The sequence below is a fragment of the Streptomyces sp. NBC_00080 genome (genome assembly GCF_045041255.1).
Taxonomy (GTDB): Bacteria; Actinomycetota; Actinomycetes; order Streptomycetales; family Streptomycetaceae; genus Streptomyces; species Streptomyces coriariae.
Genome location: NZ_CP108235.1, coordinates 2,836,417 through 2,855,137 on the forward strand (window position 1 = coordinate 2,836,417; position 18,721 = coordinate 2,855,137).

At 72.3% G+C, this 18,721-nt stretch carries 18 protein-coding genes and 1 pseudogene; 10 read left to right on the plus strand and 9 right to left on the minus strand.

Going from position 1 to position 18,721, the window contains the following annotated elements; all coding sequences use genetic code 11:
* Positions 1–68: 68 nt before the first annotated feature.
* Complete coding sequence (locus OHU34_RS12315; protein WP_405766300.1) at positions 69–995, minus strand: DUF4190 domain-containing protein; 927 nt, start codon at positions 993–995, stop codon at positions 69–71.
* Between the two features lie 294 nt (positions 996–1,289).
* On the opposite strand from OHU34_RS12315, the gene OHU34_RS12320 reads away from it, so the two are divergent.
* Together OHU34_RS12320 and OHU34_RS12325 are read left to right on the plus strand one after the other, a co-directional pair.
* On the plus strand, positions 1,290–2,426 hold the full coding sequence (locus OHU34_RS12320; RefSeq protein WP_230194538.1) for an adenosine deaminase: 1,137 nt from the start codon (positions 1,290–1,292) through the stop codon (positions 2,424–2,426).
* A gap of 26 nt (positions 2,427–2,452) precedes the next feature.
* Positions 2,453–3,139 carry a glycerophosphodiester phosphodiesterase gene (locus OHU34_RS12325; RefSeq protein WP_142266399.1) on the plus strand — a complete coding sequence of 229 codons (687 nt, stop codon included), beginning with the start codon at positions 2,453–2,455 and terminating at the stop codon, positions 3,137–3,139.
* A gap of 42 nt (positions 3,140–3,181) precedes the next feature.
* Here the strand turns inward: OHU34_RS12325 and OHU34_RS12330 are convergent.
* Positions 3,182–3,377: pseudogene (locus OHU34_RS12330) on the minus strand (NADP oxidoreductase); the annotation flags it as partial.
* 76 nt (positions 3,378–3,453) lie between these two features.
* The gene (locus OHU34_RS12335) at positions 3,454–5,148 is read right to left on the minus strand and encodes an RNA polymerase sigma factor (protein ID WP_405766303.1); all 1,695 of its coding nucleotides are present in this window, start codon (positions 5,146–5,148) and stop codon (positions 3,454–3,456) included.
* A gap of 260 nt (positions 5,149–5,408) precedes the next feature.
* Here OHU34_RS12335 and OHU34_RS12340 point away from each other — a divergent pair, with 260 nt between their 5' ends.
* The gene (locus OHU34_RS12340; RefSeq protein ID WP_142266397.1) at positions 5,409–6,557 is read left to right on the plus strand and encodes a serine hydrolase; all 1,149 of its coding nucleotides are present in this window, start codon (positions 5,409–5,411) and stop codon (positions 6,555–6,557) included.
* A gap of 13 nt (positions 6,558–6,570) precedes the next feature.
* Here OHU34_RS12340 and OHU34_RS12345 read toward each other — a convergent pair whose 3' ends face one another.
* The 6 genes from OHU34_RS12345 to OHU34_RS12370 form a co-directional block, all read right to left on the minus strand.
* Positions 6,571–7,107: a hypothetical protein gene (locus OHU34_RS12345; protein WP_142266396.1), complete on the minus strand. Its 537-nt coding sequence runs from the start codon at positions 7,105–7,107 to the stop codon at positions 6,571–6,573.
* Positions 7,091–7,591 (minus strand): RNA polymerase sigma factor, encoded by a 501-nt coding sequence (locus OHU34_RS12350; RefSeq protein WP_037735068.1) that lies wholly within the window; start codon positions 7,589–7,591, stop codon positions 7,091–7,093. The genes OHU34_RS12345 and OHU34_RS12350 overlap by 17 nt, the downstream gene beginning before the upstream one ends.
* The gene (locus OHU34_RS12355; RefSeq protein WP_142266395.1) at positions 7,588–8,208 is read right to left on the minus strand and encodes a class F sortase; all 621 of its coding nucleotides are present in this window, start codon (positions 8,206–8,208) and stop codon (positions 7,588–7,590) included. Before OHU34_RS12355 ends, OHU34_RS12350 begins: the two co-directional genes overlap by 4 nt.
* Positions 8,205–8,579: a Tat pathway signal sequence domain protein gene (locus OHU34_RS12360; RefSeq protein ID WP_160160009.1), complete on the minus strand. Its 375-nt coding sequence runs from the start codon at positions 8,577–8,579 to the stop codon at positions 8,205–8,207. The genes OHU34_RS12355 and OHU34_RS12360 overlap by 4 nt, the downstream gene beginning before the upstream one ends.
* Before the next feature lie 120 nt (positions 8,580–8,699).
* Positions 8,700–9,893, minus strand: coding sequence for a PotD/PotF family extracellular solute-binding protein (locus OHU34_RS12365; protein WP_230194542.1), 1,194 nt, complete (start codon positions 9,891–9,893; stop codon positions 8,700–8,702).
* A 346-nt stretch (positions 9,894–10,239) separates the two neighbouring features.
* Positions 10,240–11,688 (minus strand): gamma-aminobutyraldehyde dehydrogenase, encoded by a 1,449-nt coding sequence (locus tag OHU34_RS12370; protein ID WP_142266393.1) that lies wholly within the window; start codon positions 11,686–11,688, stop codon positions 10,240–10,242.
* A 164-nt stretch (positions 11,689–11,852) separates the two neighbouring features.
* Here OHU34_RS12370 and OHU34_RS12375 point away from each other — a divergent pair, with 164 nt between their 5' ends.
* The 7 genes from OHU34_RS12375 (at position 11,853) to OHU34_RS12405 (ending at position 18,703) form a co-directional block, all read left to right on the plus strand.
* Positions 11,853–12,371 carry an Lrp/AsnC family transcriptional regulator gene (locus OHU34_RS12375; protein ID WP_142266392.1) on the plus strand — a complete coding sequence of 173 codons (519 nt, stop codon included), beginning with the start codon at positions 11,853–11,855 and terminating at the stop codon, positions 12,369–12,371.
* A gap of 19 nt (positions 12,372–12,390) precedes the next feature.
* Complete coding sequence (locus tag OHU34_RS12380; RefSeq protein WP_020128674.1) at positions 12,391–13,755, plus strand: aspartate aminotransferase family protein; 1,365 nt, start codon at positions 12,391–12,393, stop codon at positions 13,753–13,755.
* Between the two features lie 195 nt (positions 13,756–13,950).
* Positions 13,951–14,694 carry an ABC transporter ATP-binding protein gene (locus tag OHU34_RS12385; RefSeq protein ID WP_142266391.1) on the plus strand — a complete coding sequence of 248 codons (744 nt, stop codon included), beginning with the start codon at positions 13,951–13,953 and terminating at the stop codon, positions 14,692–14,694.
* Positions 14,676–16,127: a hypothetical protein gene (locus OHU34_RS12390; RefSeq protein WP_160160008.1), complete on the plus strand. Its 1,452-nt coding sequence runs from the start codon at positions 14,676–14,678 to the stop codon at positions 16,125–16,127. The genes OHU34_RS12385 and OHU34_RS12390 overlap by 19 nt, the downstream gene beginning before the upstream one ends.
* Positions 16,128–16,235: 108 nt before the next feature.
* On the plus strand, positions 16,236–16,655 hold the full coding sequence (locus tag OHU34_RS12395; RefSeq protein WP_405766312.1) for a VOC family protein: 420 nt from the start codon (positions 16,236–16,238) through the stop codon (positions 16,653–16,655).
* Between the two features lie 35 nt (positions 16,656–16,690).
* Positions 16,691–17,818 (plus strand): LOG family protein, encoded by a 1,128-nt coding sequence (locus OHU34_RS12400; protein ID WP_142266390.1) that lies wholly within the window; start codon positions 16,691–16,693, stop codon positions 17,816–17,818.
* A gap of 162 nt (positions 17,819–17,980) precedes the next feature.
* Positions 17,981–18,703, plus strand: coding sequence for an LAETG motif-containing sortase-dependent surface protein (locus OHU34_RS12405; RefSeq protein WP_142266389.1), 723 nt, complete (start codon positions 17,981–17,983; stop codon positions 18,701–18,703).
* Positions 18,704–18,721 lie beyond the last annotated feature (18 nt).

Sequence of the window (18,721 nt, forward strand, 5' to 3'; positions counted from 1 at the left end):
CGTCTCTGCTCGGCCTGAATCTCTGCTGCCTGAGCCGCGGCTGCCGCCGCGCCCGCGCGTGCAGTGCCTCAGGGCTGCACGATCAGCAGCACGCCCAGTCCGATCGCGAGCAGGACGCCCACGCTTCCGCAGATGATCCCGGCCAGCGCCTGACCGGGATTCGAGGCCTCGCCCCGCCTGGCCTTCCCGCGCCCGACCGCGCCGAAGGTGATCCCGAGGATGCCGAGCACGACGGCCAGCGGCCACATGCAGAAGCCGACGGCCGAGACGATCCCGAGGACCAGCCCGGCGATGCCCATGCCGTTGCTGTCCCCCGCCCCGCCGGGCCAGCCGTAGGGGCCCGGAGCGCCACCCCCGTAGTGGGGACTGCCCGGGTAGCCGTAGCCGCCCGGATATCCGTACGGGACCTGTCCGGGTCCGTAGGGCGCGAGGGGCGGCGGCGGGACCGCCCCGCCCGCCCCCGGGGGAACGAAGGGGTTGATCGGGTTGAACGGCGGGCCGCCGGCCGCCGCCATGCCGGGGTGGGGCGGCGGGAAGGCACCGAACGGGCCGTTCACCGGCGGGTTCCCGAAGGGGGCGGCCCAGGGCTGCGGGGTGACGTCCGCGGGCGGCGGGGGCACGCTGGGCAGCGCGGTGACCGTCCGCTGGTCGTGAACGGTCGGCGGCACCTGGTCCGAGGGGACGGAGGGAGAGCCTGAGGCGGGGGTCAGCGGTTCGTTCGCGGCGACGGTGTAACCGGCCCCGCTCTGCGCGCTGTCGCCCGGGGCGGCCCAGGGATTCGACGCGGCCGGGGACTTGACAGAGCCGGCACCGTTTCCCGTCGTACCCGTGACGCCTGACGTGCCGGTGATGCCGGCCGTACCGGTGTCCGTGCTGCCCTTCTCCAACGGCACCTTGGGAGCCGCGTCCCGCGGACCGCCCGCCTCGTCGGAAGCGGGCGCGGGCCACGGGTCATGGGCGGCGTCACCGGCCGGAGTCGGCGCGTCGTCGGACATGCGTGGATCCCCTCTGTCGCCCTCTGCCCCGCGTTCCGCCAGGCGTTCGGTCCTGCGCGTACCGTCCCGCGCGTTCCCGCTTGCGTTCCGTCGTCCGTACACCGTTCCGCCCTGCGTACGTTCCGTCATGCTACGGCCCGCGGCCGGTGCGGTGGGCGGCGGTTCCTGCCGCGAGCGAGGCCGACGGTCCCCTCCTGCCCACTCCGCCTACGATGATCCCGACTCATCGATCAGCCGATCACCCGCGTCCCGTCCGGCCCGCTCGGCCCGGGGCGCCGTCCCGGGGAGGACCCCATGACCGACCGCTTCGACGCATCCGCCGCCGCCCCCGGCTCCCCCGGCCCAGGCTCCCCCGTGTCCGGCGCACCCGCCGGTCCCACCGCTGCCGCCGTGGCCGGCGTCCGTGACGTGCACGCCTTCATCGCCGGGCTGCCCAAGGCCGAACTGCACGTCCACCACGTCGGCTCCGCCTCCCCCCGCATCGTCGCCGAACTGGCCGCCCGGCACCCCGACTCCAAGGTGCCGACCGACCCCGAGGCCCTGGTCGACTACTTCACGTTCACCGACTTCGCCCACTTCATCGACGTGTACCTGTCCGTCGTGGACCTCATCCGCACCCCGGAGGACGTCCGGCTGCTGACGTACGAGGTCGCCCGGGACCTGGCCCGCCAGCAGGTGCGGTACGCCGAGCTGACCATCACCCCGTTCTCCTCGACCAGGCGCGGCATCGACGAACTCGCTTTCATGGACGCCATCGAGGACGCCCGCAAGGCGGCGGAGGCGGAGTTCGGGACCGTGCTGCGCTGGTGCTTCGACATCCCCGGTGAGGCCGGTCTCGAGGCCGCCGAGGAGACCACGCGACTCGCCACCGACGACCGGATCCGCCCCGAGGGGCTGGTCTCCTTCGGGCTGGGCGGGCCCGAGATCGGCGTACCGCGCCCGCAGTTCAAGCCCTACTTCGACCGGGCGATCGCCGCGGGGCTGCGATCGGTGCCGCACGCCGGCGAGACCACGGGACCGCAGACCGTGTGGGACGCGCTGACACACCTGCGCGCCGAGCGCATCGGTCACGGCACCAGCTCCGCGCAGGACGAGAAGCTGCTCGCGCACCTCGCCGAGCACCGCATCGCCCTGGAGGTGTGCCCGACCTCGAACATCGCCACCCGCGCGGTCCGCACCCTCGACGAGCACCCGATCAAGGAGTTCGTGCGGGCCGGCGTCCTGGTCACGATCAACTCCGACGACCCGCCCATGTTCGGCACCGACCTCGACAACGAGTACGCGGTCGCCGCCCGCCTCCTCGACCTCGACGAGCGGGGCCTCGCCGCCCTCGCCGTCAACGCGGTCGACGCGTCCTTCCTGGACGAGGCCGGCAAGGCACGCATCAGGGCCGAGATCGAGACCTACACGACGGGCCGGCTCGCCCCCTGAGGACCGTCGGCCGCCACAATGGGCCCATGCACAACGTGACTGCCGTGGCCCATCGTGGCGACCCCTACCGCTTCCGTGAGAACACCGTCGACTCGCTGCGTTCCGCGCTCGACCGGGGCGCGGACGCCGTCGAGTTCGACGTACGGCTCACCCGGGACGGCGTACCCGTCCTGCTGCACGACGAGACGTTGAAGCGGCTGTGGCAGCAGGACCGGCCGCTGCTGTCGCTGTCCGCCGCCGAGGTGCGCGGGCTGACGGCCGGCGGGGTGCCGACCCTCGCGGAGGCGCTCGCGGCGACCGAGGGCAGTCGGCTGATGCTCGATCTGCCGGGAACGCGGGACGTGCGCACGGCACGGCGGATCGTGGACGCCGTCCGCGAGGCCGGGGCGGCGGACCGGGTCCACTACTGCGCCGACGCGACCGCGATGCTCGCCGTGCGCGCCGCCGATCCGTCCGCCGAGATCGCCCTGACCTGCACCAGCCTGGCGCCCCCGCGGCCCGCGCTGCTGGACGCGGTGAAGCCGCGCTGGCTCAACTACCGCTTCTCCCTGGTGGACCGGGAGCTGGCCGCGCGCGTGCACCACGACGGATATCTGCTCTCCGTCTGGACGCCCGACACCCGCCGTTCCCTGCGCCGGCTCATCGACCTGGGCGTCGACTCCATCACCACCAACCGGATCGATGTGCTGACGGCTCTGCGCGAGCAGGGCTGACCGCCCGGATCGTCGGCGTCCTGCGCCCGCTCCGAACGGCGGGCCCTGACCCGCCGCGTACGCCAACGGCGGGGAGATCGCCCGGGCGTCCGCACCCTCCCGCCACAGCCGGAAGCAGCGCCGCCGTCGCCTCCAGCAGACCGGCCCTCTCGAGTCCCCCCGCGTTCAGCGGCTCGCAGCCGAGGTCGCGGACGGGCCGGCGGAGGACGGACAGGGCGGCTTCGTCGTCCCCGCACAGCGTTGCTCCCGCCGATCCAGGCCTTCGGCATCTGGGCCCATGACCAAGGGGACGAGGTGACCCGGGCCCAGGACCGCTACACGCGCGAGGTCTGAGGGACCGTCGCCGGGTCGGCCGGCGTCTCACGGGTGAGGTACTGCGGGACCGGTGTGTCGTCCTCGCCGGTGTCACGGACCAGGCCGTAGCGCCCGGCGCCCCGGCCGGGGCCGCTCGTGACGTCCTTCTCCACGGCGTCCCAGGTCGTCGGGAAGACGTTGAGGCCGTAGTCGGCACCCCGCTCGTTCACGGTGAGGGTGACGCTGCCCGCGAGGTAGAAGTACTCGTTCTGCCACATCTGCTGGGTGCCGGACGGCAGGACGGTGTAGCCGGTGGCCTTGCTGCCCATGCCGGTGACGGTGGTGTCCGTGGCGCTGACGGGGTCGTCCATGCGACGGCCGCCGCCGGAGGCCACGTGGAAGAGCTTGCCCTTCAGCCCCGTCCAGCTCGGCATGACCAGGGCGCCGGACCGGTACTGCGGCGATATCTGCCAGCGCACGAGGACATAGCCCTGTCCGCTGAGCGTCACACCGTCCCCGCGGTGGTTCATGGTGGCGTGCGCGCCGCCGCTGCTGGTGACACCGGACGCGGGCCGCTCCGGCAGGGCGGCGGGCGGGGTGTCCGGGTCGGGCGCGCTGTCGACGGCGTCGACGACACTCCCGTACCGGGCCGTCCTTCGCTCGCCCGCCGACGCCGAGGGGGATGCCGACGGCGAGGCCGAGCCGGAAGGGGCGGGGCCGGGCGCGGACGGTCGGGTGGCGGGTGCGCTCGCCGCCGTGGGGACCACGGCCGCGCGTGCGGGCGGGTCGTCGGGGGTCTGTACGACGACGTAGGCGCCGCCCGCGGCGAGTGTCGCGCCGGCCGTGACCGCGACGGCCGGCTTGGTGAGCGCGGTCAGCACCTTCGCTGACCAGCCGGCGGAGGCCGTGCCGGTGGCCGCGGCGGCTGTCTTGCCGCCGAGCGCGAGGGAGATCGTGAAGCCGACCGGTACCGGGACCAGCGCGATCCCGACGAGCAGCCGTTCCGCCGGCACGACGGACTCACTGGTGTCGCCGCAGTAGCCGCAGCCACGGATGTGCCGGGCCAGCCGCTTGCGCCACACCGAGTCCGGCCGGCCGTTCCAGCGTGCGGTCAGGTCGCGCAGGTCGGGGCAGGCCCCGTCGAGGGCGCGGACGATGCCCCGGGAGACCTCCAGGCGCTCCTTCACCCGCTGGACGCGCACGGCGGCGTGCTGCCTGTTGATGCCGACGGCCGAGGCCAGCTCGCGGCGGGTGAGCTCGCCCGCGACCTCCAGCCACCACAGGGACAGCAGTTGCCGGTCCTCGTCGTCGAGCCAGCGCGCCGCCTCCGCGACCTCGCGCCGCTGCCCCTCCAACTGGAGCCGTAGCACGGTGAGTTCGGCGAAGTCGGCGGCTTCGCCGGCCGGCACGCTCTCGTCGAGGCGCTGTGGCGTCCTGCGGCGCGCGCGGTCGCGGACCTGCCGCATGGCGATCGCGACCAGCCAGGAGCGGAAGCTGTCGGGGTCGCGCAGCGAGCCGAGGTTGTCGACGGCGCGCAGCATGGTCTCCTGCACCACGTCGTCGACGTCGGCGTGGCCGTTCAGCGCGCGGCCGACGATGTTGTAGACCAGCGGCAGCCAGCCCGCCACCAACTCGTCCAGCGCCCGCCGGTCGCCGGCCTGCGCGTCGGCGATGGTGGCCCGCCAGTGCCGGCCGGCCTCGGCGTACGTCCTCATGCCCGCACCCTCTCAGCCGGGACCCCGCTGTCGGCAAGGTCGGAGATCACATCCAGGAGACGGCCCCGGCAGTCCCCGGATAACACTTTTCCGGCCCCCGTAGGGGACACCCCCGGCAACTCCCCTGACCTGTATGACAGTTGCTCAGGGTTCCACCAGGGGTGACCCCCTCCTCGGCGACGATACCCAGCGGGCGCCCACCACCGGAGGATCGGCACCAGTCCCTTCCGACCGTCCGACGCCGTGCCCCTGGAGCCCGTATGCGCGCCCGCCGCCGCACCACCGTCCTCGCCGCCTCGCTCGTCCTCGCCCTCACCGCGGCCGGACCGCTGGCCGCCCCCGCCTTCGCCGAGCCCGCCGTCACCCAGCACGCGGACGGCCTCGACACCCAGGCCCTCGTCGCCGCGCTCACCGGGCTCCCGGACCAGGACGCGACCGCCGCCCTCGTCCGGGTCGGCGGCACCGACGGCACCTGGCGCGGCAGCGCGGGCGTGCACGACCTGCCGAGCGCGGCACCGGCCGACCCCGACGCCCGGTTCCGGGCGGGGTCGACGACCAAGGTGGTGACGGCGGCGGCCGTCCTGCGGCTGGCGGCCGAGCGGAGGATCGACCTGAACACGCCGGTCCAGCACTACCTGCCCGGACTTCTCGGCAGGCAGTACCGGCCGATCACCGTACGGCAGCTGCTCAACCACACCAGCGGCATCCCGGCGGGCGACGGCCTGGGCGAGACCTTCGCGGAGGTGTACGCGCACCGCTTCGACACACTGACCCCGCAGCAGGTCGTGGCCTCGACTGCGGCGAAGGAGCCGGAGTTCCGCCCGGGGAAGGAGCAGCACTACCTGAACATCAACTACACGATCCTGGGCCTGCTGATCGAGAAGGTGACCGGCCGGTCGTACGCGTCGGAGGCCACCCGCCTGGTCCTGGCGCCCGCAGGCATGAAGGACACGTACTTCCCCGGCACCGACCCGCGCATCGCCGGCCCGCACAACCGCGGCTACCAGGCGGTGAAGAGGGCGGACGGGACGACGGAGCTGGTGGACGTCACCGAGTGGAACCAGGCGGACCGGTTCGCGGCCGGCGACATGATCTCCACGACCGCGGACCTGGAACGCCTCCTCACCTCGCTCTTCCGGGGGCGCATCGTCCCCGGGCCCCAGCTGCGGGAGATGTTCACGGTCCCCGCGCACATCGACGGCGCCACCTACAGCGCGGGCCTCCAGCGCTTCGCGTACGAGGGGAAGGTCTACTGGCTCAAGTCGGGCGGCCGCTACGGCTACAACGCGCTGATCGCCGGCACCCGGAACCTCGGCCGCACCCTCGTCTACTCGGTCAACTCCACCGACGCCAAGGGCGAGGGCATGAACCCGGTGGCCCAGCGCATCGCCATGGCCGCACTCGGGTGACGGCGCGGCGGCCTCACTCCGGCGAGCGCTGCGACGGCTCGGCGGACGGGGTGGGCCGCGCCGCCGAGGACGTGCCCGGTTCGCTCGCCGTGGTCGGTTCGGGCGACTCGCTACGGTCGTCGCTGCCGATGGTCGGGGCAGCGGTGCCGGCGGGCGCAGTCGACGTCCGCGAATCCGGAGCCGGGGTCGCGGCCCCCTCGGTAGGGCGCTCGGTGTCCGGCACGGGCGAGGGCGAGGGCGGGAGCGAGGACGGGGGCGCGGTGGGCGGACCGCTCACCGAGGGCGGGGCCAGCGGGACCGCAGGGCGCGGGGGTGCGTCGGACGCCGTCAGGTGCAACGGCAGCAGGACGGCGAGCGCGGCGATCCCGCAGGTCGCGCCGACCCCGGCCGCGGTACGCAGCAGCCGGCGGCGGACCGCGCCGCGGCGGATCTCCTCGTAGCGGCCGGGCGGCGGGCCGAGGTGGCCGGGGACGGGCCCCAGGATGACGGTGAGGGGGTCGTCGGGGTCGAGGTCCGGGCCGTCGTCGAAGTCGTCAGTGGGTGTGATCAAGGCTTCTCCTCAGGTGGGCGCGGAGCAGTTCGCGGGCCGCGTGCAGGTCGGCCTTGACGGTTCCTTCCTTGCGCCCGGTCAGCACGGCCACCTCCCGGATCGGCATGTCAGCGTAGTAGTGCAGCAGGATCGGGACGCGCAGCCGGTCGGGCAGCGACTGCACGAGCAGCCGCACCGAGGGGTCGGCCGGCTCGGCGGGCGGGGCGACGGCGGCCTCGACGGTGGCCCGGCGCAGGGCCCGGCGCTCGCGTTCGAGCTTGCGCCAGTGGTCGCGGACCAGGTTGGCGGCGGTGACGAAGAGAAAGCCCTGGGGCTCCGCGACGGCCGTCCAGCGGGCCCACAGCCGGGTGAACGCCTCCGAGGCGATCTCGTGCGCCGTCTCGTCGTCGTCGACGAGACGGCGGCACCAGCCGGCGAGGCGCGGGTAGAGGGCGGCGAACAACTCGGACGCCGCCCTCTCACGGGACCGAGCAGGCCGTTTCAACGTTCTCCCGCGGGAGTCAGGGCGGCGAAGACGATCACGTTGTCGCGGTATCCGTCGCCGGCACGCGGGCCGCCGCAGGTGATGAGACGCAGTTCGGGGCGGTCCACGTTCCCGTAGACCTTCTCGGTCGGGAACTCCGCCTTGTCGACGGTCGTCACCTCGGTGACGGTGAACTCGGCCGTCGTGCCGTTCTCCAGACGCGCCCGGATCCGGTCGCCCCGGCGCAGCCGGTCGAGGTGCCGGAAGACGCCGTCCCCGTAGGAGCCGACCGTGACATGGGCGAGGATCACCGACGGGCCGGTCTGTCCGGGCGTCGGCGAGTTCTCGTACCATCCCGCCCGGTCGTGCTCCTCGACCGGAGGCACTCCCACGGTGCCGTCGGCGGCCAGCCCCAGCCGCATGACCGGGGTGTCGACCCCGATCGCCGGAATCCGCAGCCCGACCGGCACCGAGCGCGCGAGGGGACGCGCCGCCCGGACGGAGGGGGCCGCGGAGGTGTCCGGCGTACGTGCGGCGTCGCCCGGGTCAGCCGGGCCGGCCGGGTCGCCGGCACAGCCCGCGACCAGCGGAGCCGCCAGAGCCGAGAGGATCAGGGCGCGCCTGGAGAGCGGGCTCATGCGCCGGTCGCCCTCCGGCGCCGTACGACGTAGAAGCCCGTGCCGGCCGCCGCGAACACCGCGGCCGCGCTGCCGCCGATCAGCCCGCCGCGACCCTCGGACGGCTCCTCGACCCCGGTGTCGGCACCGCCGCGCGGCACCACACCGACCTGACTCGGAACGGCGGACGGCGCGGTACCGGCCTCGGTCGGCGCCGGGGCCGGGGTCGCGTCGGTGCCGTCCTCGGCGGGGGCCGGTGTCGCGCTGCGGTCCGCGGTGGTGGGGCCGGGCGTGGGCGTCCCGCCGTCGGCCAGCGCGGGCGCCGCGCCCGCCATCAGGGCGGCGCCCGCAACTACCAGGGCGGCAAGGCCCGTTCGCGGCTTGAGTCGCATGAATCGCTCTCTTTCCTCGGTCCGTTGACGGATCGAGCGAAGAGACGAGACAGCCGGGCAGCGGGTTGTAAAGAACTGGCAAAGTCCCGATCGGGAACCCACGGCCTCGAAAGGCCGCCGTCAGAGCCCCGCGATCGCGTTCCACCGCTTGGCGAACTCCAGGCGCTCCGTGGAGGTGATGTCACGTGCGATCGCGAGGTGCTTCCGCATGTCGGCGTCGGGGAAGATCAGCGGGTTCTCCGCGAGGGCCGCCGTCTCCTCGTCGTCGGAGTCGGCGAGGACGGCCTGTGCGGCGGGGACCGGGCAGACGTAGTTCACCCAGGCGGCGAGCTCGGCGGCGACCTCGGGCCGGTAGTAGTGGTCGATCAGCTTCTCCGCGTTCGCCTTGTGTTGGGCGAGGTTGGGAATCATCAGGGACTCCGCCCACAGCTCGGCGCCCTCCTCGGGCACGACGAAGCGGATGTCGGGGTTGTCGGCCTGGAGCTGGATGACATCGCCCGAGTACGCCTGACAGGCCAGGACATCGCCGCTGACCAGGTCCTTGGTGTAGTCGTTGCCGGTGAAACGGCGTATCTGGCCGCGGCCGACCTGCTTCTCCACGTCGTCGCAGACCTGGTGGAAGTCGTCGGCCGTCCACTTCGTGACGTCCACGCCGTTGCCCTGCATCAGCAGCGCGAACGCCTCGTCCAGGCCGGACAGCAGCGTCACCCGCCCCTTGAGGTCGCCGGCCCACAGCTGCGAGACGCTGCGTATCTCCCGGCCCAGTTTCCGCCGGTTGTAGGCGATGCCCGTGATGCCGGACTGCCACGGCACGGTACACGCGCGTCCGGGGTCGAAGGCGGGCGAACGCAGCAGCGGGTCGAGGTGCTCGGTGACGTGGGGCTGCGCGGCCCGGTCCATCTCCTGCACCCAGCCGAGCCGTACGAACCGGGCGCACATCCAGTCGCTGATGACGATCAGGTCGCGGCCGGTCTGCTGATGGTTCATCAGCGCGGGGCTGATCTTGCCGAAGAACTCGTCGTTGTCGTTGATCTCCTCGACGTAGTCGACGGCGATGCCCGTGCTCCTGCGGAACGCGTCGAGCGTCGGCCGCCGGTCGGGGTCCTCGTCGTCGGTATCGATGTAGAGCGGCCAGTTCGCCCAGGTCAGCCGCTTGTCATCGGCGGAGAGGTCGGCGCCGGCGCGGTCACCCGGCCGCACGTAGGCGGCGGGCACCCCGCAGCCGGCGAGCCCGCCGAGCGCGGCGGTCCCCCCGAGCGCGCGCAGCAGGGAACGGCGGGACACGGCGCGGGAACGCGAGGGAGTCCGGGGCACGCCGTCAGCATGCCGTGGGGCCGACTCCCGGACAATCGACGCTGCGTCGAGCACACCGCGCACGAACCGACACCTTGTCGATCACCGACCCGGCCGACGGCAAACCGAACGGCCCCCGGTCCGAGAACCGGGGGCCGAACCGGCCAAGGGGCGCGGGAAACCACGCCCAGCCACCCCACTCAGGGGCACGGGGAACGACACGCCCAGCCACCCCACTCAGGGGCGCGGGGAACTGCGCACCCAGCCACGACGCACCCGCACCCGAACACCCCAGGCGCCACCGCCGCAGCCGCCGCGGCAGCGGGAGCCGCAGCCGCGCGACGACCAACCGCCACCCAGCGGAGCGCTACGCGTCGAGGGACGTCATGACGTGCTTGATGCGGGTGTAGTCGTCGAAGCCGTAGGCCGACAGGTCCTTGCCGTAGCCGGACTTCTTGAAGCCGCCATGGGGCATCTCGGCGACCAGCGGGATGTGGGTGTTGATCCACACGCAGCCGAAGTCGAGCTTCTTGGACATCCGCATCGCACGGCCGTGGTCCTTGGTCCACACCGAGGAGGCGAGGGCGTACTCGACGCCGTTGGCCCACTCGACCGCCTGGTCCTCGTCCGTGAAGGACTGGACGGTGATGACCGGTCCGAAGACCTCGTTCTGGATGATCTCGTCGTCCTGCTTCAGCCCGGAGACGACGGTCGCGGCATAGAAGTAGCCCTTGTCGCCGACCCGCTGACCGCCCGCCTCGACCTTGGCGTGGGCGGGCAGCCGCTCGATGAAGCCGGTGACCTGCCGCAGCTGGTTGGGGTTGTTCAGCGGGCCGAAGAGCACGTCCTCGTCGTCCGGCTGCCCCGTCTTCGCCTCCGCGGCCGCCTTCGCGAGCGCGGCAACGAACTCGTCGTGGATGCCCTCCTGGACGAGGACGCGGGTGGCCGCCGTACAGTCCTGGCCGGCGTTGAAGAAGCCCGCCACGGAGATGTCCTCGACGGCCTTGGCGATGTCGGTGTCCTCGAAGACCACGACAGGCGCCTTGCCGCCGAGCTCCAAGTGGACGCGCTTGAGATCCTTGGACGCCGACTCGGCGACCGACATGCCCGCGCGCACCGAACCGGTGATGGAGGCCATCGCCGGGGTCGGGTGCTCGACCATCAGCCGGCCGGTGTCACGGTCGCCGGTGACGACGTTGAAGACGCCCTTGGGCAGGATCGAACCGATGATCTCGGCGATCAGGACGGTGGAGGCCGGCGTGGTGTCGGACGGCTTGAGCACCACCGTGTTGCCGGCCGCGATCGCCGGGGCGAACTTCCACACGGCCATCATCATCGGGTAGTTCCACGGCGCGACCTGCGCGCAGACGCCGACCGGCTCGCGACGGACGATGGAGGTGAGCCCCTCCATGTACTCGCCGGCGCTGCGCCCCTCCAGCATCCGGGCCGCGCCCGCGAAGAAGCGGATCTGGTCGACCATGGGAGGGATCTCCTCGGAGCGGGTCAGCCCGATCGGCTTGCCCGTGTTCTCCACCTCGGCCGCGATGAGTTCCTCGGCCCGCTCCTCGAACGCGTCCGCGATCTTCAGCAGGGCCTTCTGACGCTCGGCGGGCGTCGTGTCGCGCCAGCCCGGGAACGCCTCGGCGGCGGCGGCCATCGCGGCGTCGACGTCCGCGGGGCCGGACAGCGGCGCGGTCGCGTACGCCTCGCCGGTCGCGGGGTTGACCACTTCGGTGGTCCGTCCGTCGGCGGCGTCCCGGAACTCGCCGGCGATGTAGTTGCGTAGCTTGCGCAGCCGTCCCAGCTCGGTGCTCACTGCCGGCCCTCCAGGTTCGGTGTCCATTGACTGAGACACCCACACTAATCCTTGCCCCGACGTTTTCAACACCCCTGATCCCGTCGCGACTGCGGAATCCGCAGATCTCCGTTACGTAAACAACGAATTTCATCGCCTCGGCCTTGCGGAACGGTCGAGACGTCGTGCACAGTGAGGCCGTGGCCAGTCGAAGCGCAGAGCACAGGGACTCCCGCGAGTCCAGGAACGGCAGCACCCCTCACCTGGATGCCGTCAGCCTCGCCATCATCCAGCAGCTCCAGGAGGACGGCCGTCGGCCGTACGCCGCTATCGGCAAGGCCGTCGGCCTCTCCGAGGCGGCCGTGCGCCAGCGCGTCCAGAAGCTGCTCGACCAGGGCGTGATGCAGATCGTCGCCGTCACGGACCCGCTCACCGTGGGCTTCCGCCGGCAGGCGATGGTCGGGATCAACGTCGAGGGCGATGTCGAGTCCGTAGCGGACGCGCTGACCGACATGGCGGAAGTCGAGTACGTGGTGATGACCGCCGGCTCGTACGACATCCTCGCCGAGATCGTCTGCGAGGACGACGACCACCTGTTGGACGTCATCAACAAACGCATCCGTGCCCTGCCGGGCGTGCGCTCGACCGAGAGCTTCGTCTATCTGAAGCTGAAGAAGCAGACCTACATGTGGGGAACCCGATAATCGTGAGGACCCGATAACCGTGAGCACCAAGGACCTCAGCCGCACCGCGTACGACCACCTGTGGATGCACTTCACCCGCATGTCCTCGTACGAGAACTCCCCCGTCCCGACCATCGTCCGGGGCGAGGGCACCTACATCTACGACGACAAGGGCAAGCGCTACCTCGACGGTCTCGCGGGCCTGTTCGTGGTCCAGGCCGGCCACGGCCGGGTGGAGCTCGCCGAGGCGGCGTTCAAGCAGGCGCAGGAGCTGGCGTTCTTCCCGGTGTGGTCCTACGCCCACCCGAAGGCCGTGGAGCTCGCCGAGCGGCTCGCGGACCACGCGCCCGGCGACCTGAACAAGGTCTTCTTCACCACCGGCGGCGGCGAAGCCGTCGAGACGGCCTGGAAGCTCGCCAAGCAGTACTTCAAGCTCACCGGCAAGCCGACCAAGTACAAGGTCATCTCCCGCGCCGTCGCCTACCACGGCACCCCGCAGGGCGCCCTGTCCATCACCGGTCTGCCGGCCCTGAAGGCCCCCTTCGAGCCGCTCGTCCCGGGCGCGCACAAGGTCCCGAACACCAACATCTACCGCGCCCCGCTGTTCGGCGACGACCCCGAGGCCTTCGGCCGCTGGGCCGCGGACCAGATCGAGCAGCAGATCCTCTTCGAGGGCCCGGACACGGTCGCCGCGGTCTTCCTGGAGCCGGTGCAGAACGCCGGCGGCTGTTTCCCGCCGCCGCCCGGCTACTTCCGGCGCGTGCGCGAGATCTGCGACCAGTACGACGTCCTGCTGGTCTCCGACGAGGTCATCTGTGCCTTCGGCCGTCTCGGCACGATGTTCGCCTGCGACAAGTTCGACTACGTCCCGGACATGATCACCTGCGCCAAGGGCATGACCTCGGGCTACTCCCCGATCGGCGCCTGCATCATCAGCGACAGGCTGGCCGAGCCGTTCTACAAGGGCGACAACACCTTCCTGCACGGCTACACCTTCGGCGGCCACCCGGTCTCCGCGGCGGTCGGCCTCGCCAACCTCGACCTGTTCGAACGCGAGGGCCTCAACCAGCACGTGCTCGACAACGAGGGCGCGTTCCGCTCGACGCTGGAGAAGCTGCACGACCTGCCGATCGTCGGTGACGTCCGCGGCAACGGCTTCTTCTACGGCATCGAGCTGGTGAAGGACAAGCACACCAAGGAGTCCTTCAACGACGAGGAGACCGAGCGCGTCCTGTACGGCTTCCTCTCCAAGGCGCTGTACGACAACGGCCTGTACTGCCGTGCCGACGACCGCGGCGACCCGGTCGTCCAGCTCGCCCCGCCGCTGATCTCCAACCAGGAGACCTTCGACGAGATCGAGCAGATCCTGCGCGCGACGCTGACGGAGGCGTGGACGAAGCTGTGATCGTCAGCCTGATCAGCTGATCAACACCGGCCCCGGTGTCGACCGTTCGAGTGAGAAACGGCGACCCGGGGCCGTGTGCTGTCCGGCCTTCCCCTCCTGGCTGCCTAGCGTGCGAGTGACCGATCGGCCCTGTCTTCGTTCCCCCGCACGGGGGATTGGCACGGGAACCACAGATCTGAACCGAGGTGTACGCCCATGGAGGCCCCGCCGGACAACGACGTGCTGTGGGCACGCTCCCTGTACTTCACGCACCGCGACGGCTCACCGGCGCTCGGCGGTGTCTCGCTGGGCGTGCGGGAGGGCGAGATCCTCGCCGTCAGCGGACCGCGCGGCAGCGGTAAGACGACCCTGCTGCACTGTCTGTCCGGGCTGGTGCCCGCCCAGCGCGGCGAGGTCTGGTTCAACAGCGTCCCCGTCCACACGATGGGCCCGATGGCCCGTGAACGACTGCGTCGCAACCGCTTCGGCTGGATCGACCCGGCACCGGTCCTCGTCCCCGAACTCAACGTCTGGGAGAACGCGGCCCTCCCCCTGATGCTGCGCGGCACCAGCCGGCGCCGGGCCAAGGCCGCCGCGCTGGAGTGGCTGGAGCGCCTGGACATCGGCGACAGGGCCCGGAGCCGCCCGCACGAGCTCACCCAGGCCGAGCGCCAGCGGGTCTGCATCACGCGCGCCCTGGCCCCGGCCCCCTCGGTCCTCTTCGCGGACGAGCCGACGGCACCCCTGCACCGCGCGGACCGGGCCCACGTCCTGCGCACCCTGACGTCGGCGGCCCGCTCCCACGGCATCACCGTGGTGCTGGCCACCCACGACCCGGAGACCGCCGCCCTCGCCGACCGCACGGTTCCGCTGATGGACGGGCGCCGGGTGAAGACGGTCCATCTGCCGCCGGTCACGGAGCCGGAAGGCCGGGGGGCCGCGTGCTCGCTCTCCGTCTGACGCGCAGCGCCCACCCCGCCGTCCAGCTCCGCCGCCTCCTGGTGGCGACGGCCTCGGCGGGCACCGGCTTCCTGCTCCTGTGCACGCTCGGCCGCGCTCTCACCCACCCCGAGGCCCCGGCCGCGTCCGTGCTCCGCCTCGCCTGGTGCACGGTCCCGCTGGCCGCGACGGTCTACTTCGCCCTGGCCGTGGCCCGCACCGACCCCGGCACCCGCCCGCGCCCCGGCCTGGCGGCGATCGGCCTGGGCCCGGCCCGCCTGATGGCCGTCTCGGCGATGACGACGGCCCTGTCGACGCTGCTCGGCTCCATGCTGGCCCTCCTCCTCTTCCTGCACCTGCGCGGCGACCTCACGGGCATGCCGTTCGACGGAGCGGCGGACGACTTCCTGGCCGCGAACCAGCCCCTCCCGTTGCCGGCGTCCCTGACCCTGCTGGCTCTGGTCCCGGTGACCTCGTCCCTCGCGGTGGCCCTGATGCTCCGCCCGAGGGACGCACGCGTGGCGGCCCGGGCGGCCCCGGGGATGTTCGGCCGGTTCGGCGCATTCGGCAGGACGGGCCCGGGCGACAGGTTCGGCGAGTACGGCCGTTTCGGGGCGAGGACGAGGAGCGGCCCGCCGACGCGCCCGGCCGCGGTCGGCGACCCCGTCGCGACGGCCGACCAGGCGGCGGACGGCATTCCGGGGGCACCGGGCACCACGACCCTGTCCCCGGCGCCGACCTCGGCGCCGACCCTGGTCAACGGCACGGCGGAGGCTTCCGCCGACGGCACCCCCGAGGCACGGGCGGAGACAGAGACACAGTCACCGCCCCGGACGCAGACGCGCCCGCCGCACCCCACCGCCCTCCCCTGGGGCATGGCCCTCCTCGCCGCCGGCCTGGCCGTGGAGGCGTACGCGAACCGCACCGCGAACCCCAGCACCCTCCCGCTCCCCGGCGGCCTCCCCACCGGCCCCGCCGCGGTCCTCGTCGGCTGGACCCTGACCGCCGTGGGTCTCGCCCTCGCCGGCCCCGGCCTCACCCACCTGTGCGGCCGGCTGCTGCAGTCGGCCCGCCCCGGCGCCCTCCGCCTCCTCGCGGGCCGCGGCCTGATGCAGGAGGCGGCCCGAATCGGTCGGCCGCTCGGCGTGGTCTGCGCGGTGGCGTCCGGCGCGTACACGATGGCCGCGCTGTACGACCCGGCCGATCCCGCCTTCGGCCCGCTCACCACCCTCGGCGCCCTGGTCGTGGCGGGCTGCGCGGTCGCCACGCTCCTGACCGCGGCCGTGGAGGCGCGGCAGGTCCGCGCCGACACCACCGCCGCCCTGCTCCGCCTCGGCGCCCCGGCCAAGACGCTGCGCAGCGCCGCCGCCCTGCGCACCGGCGCCCTGCTCGCCCTCTTCGTCCCGCTCACCCTGATCGTGGCCGAACTGGCGGCCCTCCCGCTGACCCGCTGAGGCCGCGCACAAAAAAGATCCTCGCCCCGCGATGAGTTCCGCACGGACCCTCGGTCTACCCCACCGAACGCCACGCACCAGCAACGCGAATCCCCTGGGAGAGACCCGATGACCACCCCGGCCTACCAGCAGATGATCTTCGTGAACCTGCCCGTGAACGACCTCGGCGCCTCGAGGAAGTTCTTCACGGAGCTCGGCTACACGATCAACCCGCAGTTCAGCGACGACAACGCGGCCTCCGTGGTGATCAGCGACACGATCGTCGCGATGCTGCTCACCAAGCCGTTCTACTCCACCTTCACCAAGAAGGAGATCGCGGACGCCTCGAAGACCAGCGAGGTCCTGATCGCCCTGAGCGCCCAGAGCCGCGAGAAGGTCGACGAGCTCGTCGACAGGGCGCTCGCGCTGGGCGGTTCGCCGAGCGGCGAGACGCAGGACATGGGCTTCATGTACGGCCGTTCGTTCGACGACCTCGACGGCCACACCTGGGAGGTCGTGTGGATGGACCCGTCGGCCATCGGGAGCTGACCCACCGCCCGTCCGGCGCTGCCTAGCATGGGCGGGTGCATCCGACGACACCCGCCCAGCCGTACGACGGCTCCCACGACCGTGAGATCGAGTCCCTCGCCGAGTTCGACGAGGTGGTCGCCACCCACGGCACTCTCTCCCACTTCCGCGTCCAGTCCGTCGACCTGACGGCCCGTACGGACACCCTCCTCGCCCTGGACACCTCGGGCGCCGTCTTCCTCGGCTGCCCGATGGAGCCGGCGGCGGCCACCAAGTCCCGCGCCTCCGGCGCCCTGGTCTTCCCGCCCGTACCGGGTCTGTCGTTCGACCCGTACCGCGGATTCGTCTACTCCCCGGACGAGTTGTTCGCGTCCCTGGACGAGGGCTACGAGGCGACCCCGGACGCCCTCACGTACGCGTGGTTCCAGCGCACGAAGGCGGACGGCGACATATTCGGCTCGATGCTCCGCTCGATCCATGACGACGCCGTCTCCGACGCGCTCGACGAACTCCTCGCCGGGGAGCGCGTGGTGGGTGTCATGGGCGGCCACGCCATGGCACGCGGTTCGGAGGCCTACGCCGGCGCGGCCCGGCTCGGCCGTGAACTCACCCGGGCCGGGCTCATGGTGGCGACCGGTGGCGGACCCGGCGCGATGGAGGCGGCGAACCTCGGCGCGTACGCGGCCCCTTTCGACGGCGCGATGCTCACCGACGCGCTCCGACTCCTCGCCAAGGCACCGAAGTTCACGCCCTCGATCACCGACTGGGCGAAGGCGGCCTTCGAGGTGCGGGCCGCCTGGCCCGGCGGCGGCCCCTCGGTGGGCATCCCCACCTGGTTCTACGGCCATGAGCCGCCGAACCCGTTCGCCGCGCACCTCGCCAAGTACTTCTCCAACGCCACCCGCGAGGACGGCCTGTTGGCCCGCTGCACCGCGGGAGTGGTGTTCCTGCCGGGCGCCGCCGGGACCGTACAGGAGATCTTCGACAACGCGACGCCCAACTACTACGGGTCGCGGGGCGAGCCGACGCCGATGGTGCTCGTGGACCGGGAGCACTGGACGCAGCGGCTGCCCGCCTGGCCGCTCTTGCGGTCACTCGCCCGGGAGCGGTCGATGGAGTCCCGTATCGCCCTCGTTGACCGGATCGAGGAGGCTCCGGAGGCGTTGAAACGTCTCGGTGGTTAATAAGCGGGCAAAGCCAGCCACTCGGAGGGGTCCCCGCATTGACACTTCTTATGGAACGCTTATAGACCTGTGAGTCTGCTGGGGATGGTGACGCACTCGGCTCACCGGGGACGCCATCTTCCCCTCCACCCCCCGCAGTTGCGCTTCCCGTAAAGGACAAACGTGTCCCTTTCCCGCCGTACCGCCGCCCGTTCGGTGCGCATGCTCGGTGTCACCGCCGCCTCCGCCGCCCTGGCGCTCAGCGCCGCCGGCACCGCGCTGGCCTGCGACATCAGCGAGTTCTCCGCCACTGCCGCCTGTGACGGCGCCAAGGGTGTCATCACCGTCACCGACAAGGACCCCACGGGCGTCCCGGCCGTCATCACCGTCTTCCTCGAGAACAACGGCGCCGACCTGCGGCAGGTCGGCGCGGCACAGACGGTCGAGGGCTCGCAGAAGGGCGTGACCGTCTCGTTCGCCGAGGACTGGGAGCCGAACGCCGAGTACCGGATCCACGTCAAGGCCGTCAAGGGCAAGAAGATCCTGGTCGACAAGGACATCCCCGGCAACCTGACCACCCCGTCCAAGGCCTGCGAGGCCGAGGACACGTCCACCCCGACCACCACCCCGTCCACCACCCCGTCCTCGACGCCGTCGGACAGCACGACGACTGCGCCGCCGGCCGAGACGACCACCCCGTCCCCGTCCGGCTCGGCGAGCGACAGCGCCGCGCCCGCGCCCTCCGCGAGCAACGCCCCGTCGGCCGCGGCCCAGGAGTCCAACCTGGCCGAGACCGGCGCCGGCTCCAACACCGGTCTGATCGTCGGCATCGCGGCGGTCCTGGTCGCCGTCGGCGGTGGCGCGGTGTTCTTCGGTATGCGGCGCCGCGGATCCGGCAACCGCTGACCCGCACGACCGGCCGGC

Coding starts and splice junctions, on each gene's coding strand:
- OHU34_RS12325 (WP_142266399.1), top strand. CDS start 2,453: ATGCACAACGTGACTGCCGTGGCCCATCGTGGCGACCCCTACCGCTTC.
- OHU34_RS12315 (WP_405766300.1), bottom strand. CDS start 995: ATGTCCGACGACGCGCCGACTCCGGCCGGTGACGCCGCCCATGACCCG.
- OHU34_RS12335 (WP_405766303.1), bottom strand. CDS start 5,148: ATGAGGACGTACGCCGAGGCCGGCCGGCACTGGCGGGCCACCATCGCC.
- OHU34_RS12355 (WP_142266395.1), bottom strand. CDS start 8,208: ATGAGCCCGCTCTCCAGGCGCGCCCTGATCCTCTCGGCTCTGGCGGCT.
- OHU34_RS12340 (WP_142266397.1), top strand. CDS start 5,409: ATGCGCGCCCGCCGCCGCACCACCGTCCTCGCCGCCTCGCTCGTCCTC.
- OHU34_RS12385 (WP_142266391.1), top strand. CDS start 13,951: ATGGAGGCCCCGCCGGACAACGACGTGCTGTGGGCACGCTCCCTGTAC.
- OHU34_RS12360 (WP_160160009.1), bottom strand. CDS start 8,579: ATGCGACTCAAGCCGCGAACGGGCCTTGCCGCCCTGGTAGTTGCGGGC.
- OHU34_RS12320 (WP_230194538.1), top strand. CDS start 1,290: ATGACCGACCGCTTCGACGCATCCGCCGCCGCCCCCGGCTCCCCCGGC.
- OHU34_RS12395 (WP_405766312.1), top strand. CDS start 16,236: ATGACCACCCCGGCCTACCAGCAGATGATCTTCGTGAACCTGCCCGTG.